This window comes from Actinoplanes sp. NPDC026670 (assembly GCF_040638175.1).
In the GTDB taxonomy this organism is placed as follows: Bacteria; Actinomycetota; Actinomycetes; order Mycobacteriales; family Micromonosporaceae; genus Actinoplanes.
This window is the reverse complement of the sequence record NZ_JBEZXU010000087.1, coordinates 1-11301: the sequence shown is the minus strand read 5'-3', so window position 1 is coordinate 11301 and position 11301 is coordinate 1. Positions and strand designations below refer to the sequence as shown.

The window sequence follows — 11301 nt, the reverse complement described above, 5'->3', positions numbered from 1 at the left end:
CAGCCGTCGCCCACCACGGGAAACCCGGGGCCGTAACCGCCGTCAGCGACGGCCGACGGGCGAGGCCGTCGGCCACGACGGGAAAGGCGCACCCGGAACCGCTGTCAGCGACGGCTGGTGCTTTGGGGCGGGTCAGGTGACGCGGTACGCCGTGTAGCGGACCGTGTCGGACTCGCGGACGGCGGAGGCCACGAAGAGCGACTGCTCCAGGTGGGACAGGGCCGGGTCAGCGGTCTCCAACTGGACGCCGATGCGGAAGTAGTAGTCGGACGGCGCGATCGGATCGCCGCGGAGCAGCGCCGACAGGATCTCCGGGCGTCCGCTGCGCACCCCGGACGTGCGCATGTAGACGTGCCCGCCGGACGCGGTGCGGGCCGAGTAGCGGGTGTCGATCTCGATGCCGCCGTCGGGGCGGACGATCTGCCAGTCGGCGCCGCCGGGCAGGATCTCCGCCTCGAACAGCCCGGTCACCCGCCCGCCGACGATCGGCACCACCCGGCGGTGACCGGCCCGGGTCGTCCCGTGGTCCTCCATCGGCCCGAGCCGCACCTCGACATCGAACGCCGCCTCCAGCCCGGGCACCACCGGCACGGGAACGCCGCCTCCAGATCCGGGTGCCGCCGCCACGGGAACACCGCCACCAGACCCGGGCACCGCCGCCACGGGAACACCGCCACCAGACCCGGGCACCGCCGCCACGGGAACACCGCCACCAAGTCCGGGTGCCGCCGGCGCGGGAACGCCGCCGGCTCCGGGTGCCGGCGCGGTCATGCCGGGCCCGCCGGAACCGCGTCGAGCGCCCAGACCGGAAGGATGAGGTGCGACGGGCGGGCCGGGTCGTGGGAGATCTCCTGCTCGGCGCGGTGGGTCTCGGACGCCGACGCGGCCGGTTCGCCGGAGCCGGGGTTGCGGGCGTACCTCGGGTGGGCGCCCGAGCTGACCTGGACGCTGATCCGGTGACCGGCGGCGAACGTGTGGAACGCCGGCCACAACTCGATCTCCACCTCCTGAAAGTCGGAGCCGGACGAGCCGGACGAGCCAGAGGCAGCCACGGAGGCGTCGGCCGGGGACGAGGAAGCGACACCGGACGGGCCGATCCGGCGGATCGCGTCGCAGACCGTCATCGAACGGCCGTCCGGGTGCACGTCGCAGATCCGGACGAACACGTCGGCGCTGGGCCGCGACGACCGGAACCGGATCCGGGCCACCGGGGTCCCGGCGATGGTGACCGGGGAGCCGAGCACGTCACCGCGGAACACCGCCACGTCGGCGCGGCTCTCGTGGGCGGCGTTGTCGACCGGGCCCTGTTTCGGTTCCAGGCTGGGGCCGCCGACCGCCGGAGTGGGGTCGTCGGGGTCGTAGACGTAACGCGTCGTCCCGCCGTCCGGGGCGTCCGGGTGCAGGCGGCCGGCCTCATGCAGGTGCCAGGCCTGACCGGTGACGCCCGGTGGCGGCCAGGACGGCAGGTCGTGCCACTGTCCCGGGCCGGTCCGGAAGGCGCGGACCGGGGCGGGGCGTTCGGTGGCCGTACCGCTGAAATGCTCTCTGAGGAACGCGGAGGCCTCGCCGATCGCGGTGGCGCCCAGCTCGCGGGCCGAATGGCCCCAGGGTCCGATGGTGAGCCGCGGTGGCCGGCCGGCCGCGGTGAGCTGGGCGTGGTTGCGCAGTTGCCAGGGCAGGAAGATGTCGTACCAGCCGGTGATCATGTAGGTCGGCGCGGTGACGTCGGTGACCGAGGCGGTGTGTGACTGGCTGGTCCAGTAGTCGTCGGTGAGCTGTTCGTGGGTGATCCAGTCCTGGTACCAGTGGATGCGGCGGCCGGTGGCGGCGAGGTCGCCGTCGAGCAGTGGCAGGGTGCCGAAACCGCGGAGCAGTTTGCGGTCCGGGCGGAGCATGCCGAGCAGCAGCGGGATCATCTCCCGGCGGATCATCCGGCTCATCATCTGCGACCAGCCGAGCGCGTTGCGTAGCGAGAACGCGGCGTTGTCCCAGGTGATGGCCCCGAAGTCGGGCATCGTGACGATCAGGCAGAGGGCGTCGGGCGCGTTGTCCGGGTCGTCGCGCTGGAGTTTCCCGGCGACCGCCCACTGGGTGTAGCCCATGTAGCTGGGCCCGAACGTGACGACCCGGCCGGTGCACCATGGCTGGGCGCGGACCCACCGGTGGGTGGCGATGCCGTCGCGCTGCTCGTCGACCTGCGGGGTGAACGTGCCGCCGGAGCCCCAGGTGCCGCGGCAGCTCTGGAACAGCACCGGGAAACCTTCCCGGGCGAGGGCTTTCGCCTCGCCGGCGACCGGGCCGCTGCGGCCGTACGGTCCGCGGATGAGCACGACCGGCAGGTTCTCGTCCGAGCCGACCGGCAGGATCAGGTCGGCGAGCAGTTCGACACCGTCGTCCATGGGGACCCGCAGGTTCTTCCGGATCCGGATGTCGTAGGGGCCGGGGACGAGACCGGGGAGGGTACGGGACTGTATCCATCGGGCGAGCCGCTGGCTCATGGGGACTCCTCAGACGGGACGGTTGGTGAGGGCGTCGCGCAGTCGTTCGAGGGCGGGCAGAGCCGCGGCGAGGGCGGCCCGGTCGGTGTCGGTGAGGGTGGCCGCGGCGGCCGCGACGATGTCGCCGCTGGCCAGGTCGAACCGGTCGAACAGGTCGAGGGCCCGGGCGGTGGCCAGCACCTCGACCTGACGGCGGTTCGCCGGCCGGGGACGGCGTTCGATCAGGCCGGCCGTCTCCATCTGGGTGAGCAGGTTGCTGACGGTGGGCCGGCTGAGCCCGAGGCGTTCGGCGAGTTCGCCCGGGGTGGTGACGGTGTCCCGGGGCAGCGCCCGGATGATCTCGATCTGGGCGTCCGGGATCTCCGGCAGGTGCTCGGCGGCCCGTGCGGCGGTCAGCAGGGTGCGCCGCAGCGGGGAGATGACCGCGGCGAGCCGGGCGGCGTCGAGGGCGGTCATCGGGCGCTCAGCGACGGCCGGTTGTTGAGGGCGTCGGGGTGGAAGCCGGCGGCCTTCTTGTAGCCGGTGGCGATCTCGGTGAGCTCGTCCGGGGTGAGGACGTCGTGGATGTGGGCGAAGCCGTCCGGGGCGCGTTCGTGGGCGAGGACCATCACCTGTTCGGGGCCTTGGCGGCGGTTGCTCAGGACGAGCGCGGTGGTGGCCGGGCGGCGGTCGTTCTCGTAGGCGGCGAGCGCCTCGCCGAGGGGCTTGCCGGCCAGGTGGAACGCCAGGGTGCGGGCGTCCAGGATCGCCTGGGAGGCGCCGTTGGAGCCGTTCGGGTACATCGGGTGGGCGGCGTCGCCGAGCAGGGTGGCCGGGCCGTGGGTCCACCTGCCGACCGGGTCGCGGTCGACCATCGGGTACTCCAGGATCTCGCCGGCGGCGGCCAGCAGCCCTGGCACGTCCAGCCAGGGGAAGCGCCAATTCTTGAAGAGCTCGATGACGGGTACGGGGTCGACCGCCCGGTTCCAGTCGGCGCCCTCGCCTGCGAAGCCGGGGGCGCGCCGCTCGGCGATGAAGTTGATCTCGCCGTCGCCGATCGGGTAGGCGACGAACTTCTGCACGGCGTCGCCCGCCATGATCATCGTGCGGCCGTCCAGGAACCCGGGTGCGCGGGCGGTGCCCCGCCACAACGTGAGCCCGTTCCAGATCGGGGCGCCCTCGCCGGGATACCACTGCGCGCGCAGCGCCGATCCGATGCCGTCGGCCCCGATCACGAGGTCGGCCGCGACTGTCACGTCGCCGTCCGCGGTGGCGAAGGCCGCCTGTGGAGGCTGGACGGTGAGCAGGCGGTGGCCGGTGTGGACGACGTCGCCGAGGCGTTCGCGGACGGCGGCGAGCAGCTCCATCTGGAGGCGGCCGCGGTGCACCGACAGCTGCGGCCACTTGTAGCCGGCTTCCAGGCCGCGGGGCTCGGACCAGATCGGCTGGCCGTGCCGGTTGTAGTAGGCGAGCGTGCCGGGTGCGACGCCGAGGCCGGCGATCCGGTCGCCGAGGCCGAGTTCGGTCAGTTCGCGTACGGCGTGCGGCAGCAGGTTGAGGCCGACACCGAGCGGGCGGAGCGCGTCCGCCCGCTCATGGACCGTGACCTCGGTGAACCCGGCCGCGTGCAGGCTCAGCGCCGTCGTCAGCCCGCCGATGCCCGCGCCCGCGATCACGATCCTCATGGGCGAACAGTTTTGTGACAAACATATTGCCTGTCAACAATTGCCTGTCGACATCAGTGATGTGACGGGTGATCCCCGAGGAGTTTGGTGGCCAGGACGGCGGCCTGGGTGCGGCGCTCGAGGCCGAGTTTCGCCAGGAGGCTGGAGACGTAGTTCTTGACGGTCTTCTCGGCGAGGAACATCCGGCCGGCGATCTCCCGGTTGGTCAGGCCCTCGGCGACGAACTCCAGGATGCGGCGTTCCTGGTCGGTGAGGGAGGCCAGCTCGCGGGGCTGCTCGACGCCGTTACGGATGCGCTCCAGGACACGCTGGGTGACCGCCGGGTCGAGCAGCGACTGTCCGGAGGCGACCCGGCGGACCGCGTCGACGAGGTCGGTGCCGCGGATCTGCTTGAGCACGTAACCGGAGGCGCCGGCCATGATCGCGGCGAAGAGCGCCTCGTCGTCCTCATAGGAGGTGAGGATCAGGCCCTTGATCGACGAGTCGACGGCCCGGACGTCACGACAGACGTCGATGCCGTTGCCGTCCGGCAGCCGCGCATCGAGAACGGCGACGTCGGGACGCAGGGCGGGGATGCGCCGGGCCGCCTCCTGGGCGGACCCGGACTCGCCGACCACCTCGATGTCGCCGCCCGCCTGGAGCAGGTCGACGAGGCCGCGGCGGACGACCTCGTGGTCGTCGAGGAGAAAGACTCGGATCATGTCTCATTCCTACCTCGCGAGAGTCCCTGCCACCTAGGGCCTAAGGTCCCGGGCGGGTCGATCGCGGCACCCGATAGCCTTTTCCGGTGGCCGAAGGAACAACCCCGTCGCTCGGATTGAGCCCGCTCTCCCGGGTCCGCCTGGACGAGCTCCTGCAGGAGATGCAGAACCGGGTCGGCGACATCGTGACCAGTCGTGAGCGGCTGCGCGCCCTGCTCGACGCGGTCGTCGGTATCGGCACCGACCTCGACCTGAACAGCACGCTCCAGCGGATCGTGGAGGCGGCGTGCGCGCTGGCCGACGCCCGCTACGGCGCGCTGGGCGTGCTCGCGCCGGACCGGAACAGTCTGTCCGACTTCGTCACGCACGGCATCGACCCGGCGGCGCACGCCAAGATCGGCGACCTGCCGCACGGCCGGGGCGTCCTGGGCCTGCTGATCACCGAGCCGAAACCGGTGCGTCTGCCGGACATCACGAAGCATCCGAACTCGTTCGGGTTCCCGCCGCACCACCCGCCGATGCACAGCTTCCTGGGCGTGCCGGTCCGGACCAGGGATCAGATATTCGGCAACCTCTACCTGGCCCAGAAACGCAGCGCCGAGCAGTTCACCGACGACGACGAGGAACTGGTGGTGGCGCTGGCCGCGGCGGCCGGTGTGGCGATCGACAACGCCCGCCTCTACGAGCTGGCCCAGCGCCGGCAGCGGTGGCTGTCCGCGGCCGCCGAGATCACCAGCGTGCTGCTGGGCACGGTCCGGCGCACCGAGGCGCTGCGGCTGATCGCCCGCCGCGCCCGTGAGGTGGCCGACGCCGAGCTGGTGCTGGTGCTGCTCTTCGAGCCGGACAGTGACCGCTACCGGATCGAGGTCGTCGAGGGCGGCGACTCCGGGCTGACCGGTCAGGTGCTGCCGGCGTTCGACGACTCGTACCGGCTGGTGGAGAACCTGCCGGACGCCGCCGAGTGGCCGGCCCCGCTGCCGGCCGGGCCGGCCCTGGTCGCGCCGTTGAAGAGCAGCCCACAGGGCGTGCTGATCGTGAGCGGGCCGGCCAGCACGGACGACGCGGCGCTGCTGTCGACGTTCGCCGGGCAGGCGGCGCTGGCGCTGGAGCGGGCCCGCGCGCAGGAGGAGCGGGAGCTGCTGGCCGTCCTGGAGGACCGCGAGCGGATCGCCCGTGACCTGCACGACGTGGTGATCCAGCGGCTGTTCGCGACCGGCATGCAGTTGCAGGGCGCGATGGCGCCGGGGGTCCGGCCGGAGGTCGTGCAGCGGATAAACACCGCCGTCGACGACCTGGACGCGACGATCAAGGACATCCGCCGGTCGATCTTCGAGCTGCGGGCGCCGGTCGGCGCGACCCTGCGGACCGAGCTGCGCGACACCTGTGACGCGGCGCTGGACACGCTCGGGTTCCGGCCCACGCTGGAGACGTCCGGGCCGGTGGAGAGCGCGGTGCCGGACGACATCGTGCCGGAGCTGATCGCCGTGCTTCGCGAGGCCCTGTCCAACGTGGCGCGGCACGCCCAGGCCAGCCACGTGCGGGTCTCGGTGCGGGTCGCCGACCGGCAGGCGGTCCTCCAGGTGGAGGACGACGGCGTCGGCATCGACCCCAGCCTGGCCCGGGGCGGCCTGGTCAACATGGGTGAGCGGGCGAGCGATCTGGGTGGCGATTTCGAGATCGGGCCGCGCACCGACGGGCCCGGCACGCTGCTGCTGTGGCGGGTGCCGTTGTAGGACCTTCGGCCCTTATCGGCGGGCGACGCAGGGGGCACCGTGTAGTGATGACCCGCTACGACTCGTCCGACCTGCGGCGCGCCGCTGCGGCCGGCCTCCAGGCCCCTTCCATGTACAACAGCCAGCCGTGGGCGTTCCGTCTGCGTGGCGGCGCCATCGAGGTGCTCGCCGATCCGGGACGGCAGATCACCATCGCCGACCACGGCGGCTGGGCGTTGCGGCTGGCGCTCGGCGCGGCCACCTTCAACGCACGGCTGGCGCTCGCCTGGGCCGGCACGCCGGCCGAGGTGAAGCTGCTGCCGGACTTCGACGAACCGGATGTGGTCGCCCGGCTGACCCCGGCCCCGCACCGCCCGCCGACCTACACCGAGCGTGACCTGTACGCGTCGATCGAGCGCCGGTACAGCAACCGGCACCCGTTCTGGCCGGATCCGGTGCCGGCCGACGTGCGGGTGCGGCTGATCGACGCGGCCCGGGTCGAGGGCGCCTGGCTGGACCTGCTGGTCGGGATGACCGCGCTGACCGGGTTCTCGGAGATCGCGCACAGCGCCGACCGGGTGCTTCGGCGCGACAACCGGTACCAGGCCGAGATGATCACCTGGACCGACACCGAGTCGGCGACCGACGGCATCCCGGTGGCGGCGGCCGCGTCGGTGGCCGAGGCGCAGGACCTGATCCCGCAGCGCAACTTCGGCGGGCGGCGGCGGGCGCCGGGCCGCGACTACGAGCCGGAGCCGCTGGTCGGGATCCTCGGCACGGCCGGTGACCGCAAGCTCGATCAGGTGATGGCCGGGCAGGCGCTCCAGCACGTGCTGCTGACCGCCACCGACGCGGGCCTGTCCAGCTCGCTGATCTCCCAGCCGATCGAGGTGGCGACGGCCCGCGATCAACTGCGGCGGTCGCTGGGCCGGTCCGGCTTTCCGCAGATCGCCTTCCGGATCGGGTACGGCCAGCCCGGTCACCCGTCGCCGCGGAGGGATGTGGCCGACGTCCTGGTCGGGTGAAGATCATCACTGACCCAGTTGCCAACTATATGCAACAACCACTGGCGATGAATATGCTGGCGCCATGGACGACGTACGGGCGATGCACATCGCCAACGGGATCATCAACGGTCCCGTCTCGGCGATCTTCATAGTGATAGCGGTGGCCGGCCTGGCCGTCTGTGTCAGCCGCGCCAAGGTCGACCTCGACGACCGGCTCGCCCCGATGGCGGGCCTGGTCGCGGCGTTCATCTTCGCCGTGCAGATGCTCAACTTCCAGGTGCTGCCGGGCGTGTCCGGCCACCTGCTCGGCGGCACCCTCGCGGTCATCCTGGTCGGCCCCTGGGTCGGCGCCCTCTGTGTGGCGACCGTCCTTCTGGTGCAGGCGCTGGTCTTCGCCGACGGCGGGCTCACCGCGATCGGGCTCAACATCACCAACATGGCGCTGATCGGCACCGCCGCGGCGTACCTGCTGGTCGCCCTGCTCCTGCGGGTCCTGCCGAAGACGGCCGGCGGCCTCGGCGCGACCGCCCTGATCGCCTCGATCGTCGGGGTCGTGGTCGCCTCGCTCGGGTTCGTCGTCGAGTACGCGCTGGGCGGCACCACCGACCTGTCGCTCGGCGGGATCACGGCCACCATGGCCGGCGTGCACACCCTGATCGGCATCGGTGAGGGCCTGATCGCCGCCACCACCGTGGTCACCGTCGCCAAGGTCCGCCCCGACCTGGTCTACGCCCTGCGTGCCTTCCGCACCCGGCCGACCTTCGCGAAGACGGGAGCCGAGGCATGAAGAAGTTCCTGATCGCCGGCCTGTTCGTGGCCCTGCTGCTGGCCGGCGTCGTCTCCAGCTTCGCCTCCGGCAGCCCGGACGGCCTCGACTACGCCGCCCGCGAAGGCTGCACCTTCAACGCCGACGACGAGATCACCGGCGGCACCTGCATGGCCCAGCAGGAAGGCGACCACCAGCTCGCCGACAGCCCGCTCGCCGACTACGGCATCAAGGGCATCGACAACGAGTACCTCTCCACCGCCCTCGCCGGCGTCTCCGGGGTCCTGCTCACCTTCGCCATCGGCGGCGGCCTGTTCTGGGTGCTGCGCCGCCGTAAGCCGGTCGCCTAGTGGGGGCGGGTCACGCCCACCCTCTCCATCTCGACCGGGACAGCCGGGTGCACCGGCTCTCCCCCGAGGTGAAGATCGTGGCGGTGCTGCTGTTCACCATCGTCGTGGTGGTCACGCCGCGGGAGGAGTTCGCCGCCTTCGCCGGCTACACCCTGCTGATCGCGCTGGTCGCCGCCCTGGCCCGGGTGCCGGGCGGCTGGCTGCTCAAACGGTCCACCATCGAGTTGCCGTTCGTGCTGCTGGCCGTGGTGCTGCCGTTCGCCGGCCACGGCGAGCGGATCGACTGGCTCGGGATGTCGCTGTCGGTCGACGGCCTCTACGGCGCGTGGAACATCTTCGCGAAGGGCACCCTCGGCGTCCTGGCGTCGCTGCTGCTCGCCGCGACCACCACGATGCGTGACCTGATCCTCGGCCTGGACCGGCTGCGCTGCCCGACCGTGATCACCCAGATCATGACGTTCATGCTGCGCTACGTCGACGTGCTGATCGACGACGCCCGCCGGATGCGGATCGCCAGGCTGTCCCGCGGCTACGACCCGCGGTTCCTCTGGCAGGTGAAGGCGTTCGCGGTCGGCGTCGGCGCGCTGTTCCTGCGCTCCTACGAACGCGGCGAGCGCGTCTACCTGGCGATGCTGTCGCGCGGTTACGCCGGCCGGATGCCACATCTGGACAGCGCACCGGCGCCGGCCCGCGAGTGGGCGCTCTCCTCGGCCCTCCCGGTGGCGGCCGCCGGAATCGCCGTGGCCGCGGCCGTCCTGGCATGATCCTCCGCAGAGCCGGCAGCCGCCGCCGTCCCGGCACGATCCTCCGCAGAGCCGGAACCGGCGACCGGCCTAGCATGATCAGATGACCGCGGCGCTCAGTATCACCGGCCTCACCTTCGCCTACCCCGACGGGCGGCAGGCGCTGCACGGCATCGACCTCACCCTCGCCGAGGGCGAGCGGGTGGCGCTGCTCGGCCCGAACGGCGCCGGCAAGACCACCCTGGTGCTGCATCTCAACGGCATCCTGCACGGCGGCGACGGCCGGGTGGAGATCTCCGGCCTGCCGGTCACCCCCGGCGATCGCCAGGCGATCACCGAGATCCGCCGCCGGGTCGGCGTCGTCTTCCAGGACCCCGACGACCAGCTGTTCATGCCGACGGTCGCCGAGGACGTCGCTTTCGGCCCGGCAAACTTGGGCGTACGCGGAACCGACCTCGACAACCGCGTCACCGAGGCACTGACCGCCGTCGGCATGCTGGAGCACCGCGATCAGGTCCCGCAGCATCTGTCGTTCGGCCAGCGGCGCCGGGTGGCCGTGGCCACGGTGCTGGCCATGCGCCCCTCGCTGCTGGTGCTCGACGAGCCGTCGTCCAACCTCGACCCGGCCAGCCGCCGCGAACTGGCCGAGATCATCCAGTCGTTGCCGGTGACCGTGCTGATGGTGACGCACGACCTGCCGTACGCTCTGGAGCTCTGCCCCCGCTCGGTCATCCTGGACGCCGGCCGGATCGTCGCCGACGCCCCCACCGGCGAGTTGCTCGCCGACCGCGATCTGATGGCCGCGCACCGTCTGGAACTGCCCTTCGGCTTCAACCCCACCGCAGCGTGGTGACCTACGGCGCGATCCGCACCACAGGTCACCACGCTGCGGTGGGGGTCAGGCTGCTTTACTCAGCGGGGCGGCCTCGCGCAGGCCGCTGACCAGCGCCTGCCACGTCTGCGGGCCGACGATCCCGTCCACCTGGACGGCGTCGCCCCCGGCCCGCATGGTGCGCTGGAGGTCACGGATGGCCGCCTCGGTCTTCGGCCCGTAGATCCCGTCGGCGCCGGCCAGGGCGAACTCCTCCTGAAGGCCGCGCACCGCACTGCCCCGCATCCCGGGCCGTACCGGCACCAGCAGCGCCTGCCACGTGTCAGCGTCGACCACCCCGTTGTCGGGAAGGTTCTTGGCCCGCTGCACGGCGCGTACCGCGTCGCCGGTCTCGGAGCCGAATACGCCGTCAACGGTGACCGTGTGACCATGGGCGAGCAGCAGGTATTGCAGCGTCTGCACCGGGTGGTCAGTGGATCCCTGCCGGGTCGTCGGCCAGGGGTTCAGGGTGGCGGTCATACGGGGGTCCCCTTCCTCATCGTCGAGCGACGGGTAGTTGCTCCCCTCACTTTCGCTTCCCGCGCCGATGAATAAAAGGGTGAGACAGGTCTCGGGCGCACTTTCGCAAGAATTGATGACCGCTTGCTGTCTGATTCGCGAACTCCAATAGGCTAACCGCGCGCGAATCTGTGAATTCGCGCGCGGTATCGCTCATCTACGTGCACTCGGCAGTGGGATTTCCCACGACGGGATCAGTCCCCCAGCGACCAGTCCCGGACCTCGGGCATGTCCTCCAGGTGCTCGACCACGTACTTCTCGTGCTTCTCCAGCTGCGCCTCGCACCACGCCTTCAGCTCGCTGGCGCCGGCCGGCAGCCGCCGCGCGTTGTTGATCGCGTCGATCACCAGGTGGTAGCGCGACGCCTTGTTCCGGACGGTCATGTCGAACGGGGTGGTCGTGGTGCCCTGCTCGATGAAGCCGCGCACCCGGAACCGGTCGGCGTCCGGCCGGCCGTGCACCAGCTGGTG

The 11301-nt window shown here is 71.6% G+C and carries 12 protein-coding genes and 1 pseudogene; 6 read left to right on the top strand and 7 right to left on the bottom strand.

Annotation, left to right across the window (positions count from 1 at the left end; translation table 11 throughout):
• Positions 1-132: 132 nt before the first annotated feature.
• The 5 genes from AB0E94_RS46860 to AB0E94_RS46840 form a co-directional block, all read right to left on the bottom strand.
• A complete protein-coding gene (locus AB0E94_RS46860; RefSeq protein WP_360341209.1) occupies positions 133-591 on the bottom strand; it encodes a DUF3237 domain-containing protein in 459 nt (152 codons plus the stop codon).
• 176 nt (positions 592-767) lie between these two features.
• Complete coding sequence (locus AB0E94_RS46855) at positions 768-2498, bottom strand: CocE/NonD family hydrolase (RefSeq protein ID WP_360341206.1); 1731 nt, start codon at positions 2496-2498, stop codon at positions 768-770.
• A gap of 9 nt (positions 2499-2507) precedes the next feature.
• Positions 2508-2954, bottom strand: coding sequence for a MarR family transcriptional regulator (locus tag AB0E94_RS46850; RefSeq protein ID WP_360341203.1), 447 nt, complete (start codon positions 2952-2954; stop codon positions 2508-2510).
• Positions 2951-4162 (bottom strand): flavin-dependent oxidoreductase, encoded by a 1212-nt coding sequence (locus AB0E94_RS46845; RefSeq protein WP_360341200.1) that lies wholly within the window; start codon positions 4160-4162, stop codon positions 2951-2953. The genes AB0E94_RS46850 and AB0E94_RS46845 overlap by 4 nt, the downstream gene beginning before the upstream one ends.
• Positions 4163-4215: 53 nt before the next feature.
• The gene (locus tag AB0E94_RS46840) at positions 4216-4863 is read right to left on the bottom strand and encodes a response regulator transcription factor (protein ID WP_093616533.1); all 648 of its coding nucleotides are present in this window, start codon (positions 4861-4863) and stop codon (positions 4216-4218) included.
• Positions 4864-5024: 161 nt separating this feature from the next.
• Between AB0E94_RS46840 and AB0E94_RS46835 the strand changes: the two genes are divergently transcribed.
• The 6 genes from AB0E94_RS46835 to AB0E94_RS46810 all read left to right on the top strand — a co-directional run bounded on the left by AB0E94_RS46835 (position 5025) and on the right by AB0E94_RS46810 (position 10294).
• Positions 5025-6596, top strand: coding sequence for a GAF domain-containing sensor histidine kinase (locus tag AB0E94_RS46835; protein ID WP_360341294.1), 1572 nt, complete (start codon positions 5025-5027; stop codon positions 6594-6596).
• Between the two features lie 47 nt (positions 6597-6643).
• Positions 6644-7600 (top strand): nitroreductase, encoded by a 957-nt coding sequence (locus AB0E94_RS46830; protein WP_360341197.1) that lies wholly within the window; start codon positions 6644-6646, stop codon positions 7598-7600.
• 64 nt (positions 7601-7664) lie between these two features.
• A complete protein-coding gene (locus tag AB0E94_RS46825) occupies positions 7665-8369 on the top strand; it encodes an energy-coupling factor ABC transporter permease (protein ID WP_360341194.1) in 705 nt (234 codons plus the stop codon).
• The gene (locus tag AB0E94_RS46820) at positions 8366-8698 is read left to right on the top strand and encodes a PDGLE domain-containing protein (RefSeq protein WP_360341191.1); all 333 of its coding nucleotides are present in this window, start codon (positions 8366-8368) and stop codon (positions 8696-8698) included. The genes AB0E94_RS46825 and AB0E94_RS46820 overlap by 4 nt, the downstream gene beginning before the upstream one ends.
• Positions 8698-9462: a cobalt ECF transporter T component CbiQ gene (gene cbiQ, locus AB0E94_RS46815; protein ID WP_360341188.1), complete on the top strand. Its 765-nt coding sequence runs from the start codon at positions 8698-8700 to the stop codon at positions 9460-9462. Before AB0E94_RS46820 ends, cbiQ begins: the two co-directional genes overlap by 1 nt.
• 82 nt (positions 9463-9544) lie before the next feature.
• Positions 9545-10294, top strand: a complete 750-nt coding sequence (locus AB0E94_RS46810) for an ABC transporter ATP-binding protein (RefSeq protein WP_360341185.1) — start codon at positions 9545-9547, stop codon at positions 10292-10294.
• A gap of 45 nt (positions 10295-10339) precedes the next feature.
• Here AB0E94_RS46810 and AB0E94_RS46805 read toward each other — a convergent pair whose 3' ends face one another.
• Together AB0E94_RS46805 and AB0E94_RS46800 are read right to left on the bottom strand one after the other, a co-directional pair.
• Positions 10340-10792 (bottom strand): peptidoglycan-binding protein, encoded by a 453-nt coding sequence (locus AB0E94_RS46805; RefSeq protein ID WP_360341182.1) that lies wholly within the window; start codon positions 10790-10792, stop codon positions 10340-10342.
• Positions 10793-11025: 233 nt separating this feature from the next.
• Positions 11026-11301 (bottom strand): annotated as a pseudogene (locus AB0E94_RS46800) (phosphoketolase); the annotation flags it as partial.

Bases quoted from the DNA above. Each gene is read 5' to 3' on its own strand.
- AB0E94_RS46855 (WP_360341206.1), bottom strand. From the start codon at position 2,498: ATGAGCCAGCGGCTCGCCCGATGGATACAGTCCCGTACCCTCCCCGGT.
- AB0E94_RS46850 (WP_360341203.1), bottom strand. From the start codon at position 2,954: ATGACCGCCCTCGACGCCGCCCGGCTCGCCGCGGTCATCTCCCCGCTG.
- AB0E94_RS46845 (WP_360341200.1), bottom strand. From the start codon at position 4,162: ATGAGGATCGTGATCGCGGGCGCGGGCATCGGCGGGCTGACGACGGCG.
- AB0E94_RS46840 (WP_093616533.1), bottom strand. From the start codon at position 4,863: ATGATCCGAGTCTTTCTCCTCGACGACCACGAGGTCGTCCGCCGCGGC.
- AB0E94_RS46835 (WP_360341294.1), top strand. From the start codon at position 5,025: ATGCAGAACCGGGTCGGCGACATCGTGACCAGTCGTGAGCGGCTGCGC.
- AB0E94_RS46830 (WP_360341197.1), top strand. From the start codon at position 6,644: ATGACCCGCTACGACTCGTCCGACCTGCGGCGCGCCGCTGCGGCCGGC.
- AB0E94_RS46825 (WP_360341194.1), top strand. From the start codon at position 7,665: ATGGACGACGTACGGGCGATGCACATCGCCAACGGGATCATCAACGGT.
- AB0E94_RS46820 (WP_360341191.1), top strand. From the start codon at position 8,366: ATGAAGAAGTTCCTGATCGCCGGCCTGTTCGTGGCCCTGCTGCTGGCC.
- AB0E94_RS46810 (WP_360341185.1), top strand. From the start codon at position 9,545: ATGACCGCGGCGCTCAGTATCACCGGCCTCACCTTCGCCTACCCCGAC.
- AB0E94_RS46805 (WP_360341182.1), bottom strand. From the start codon at position 10,792: ATGACCGCCACCCTGAACCCCTGGCCGACGACCCGGCAGGGATCCACT.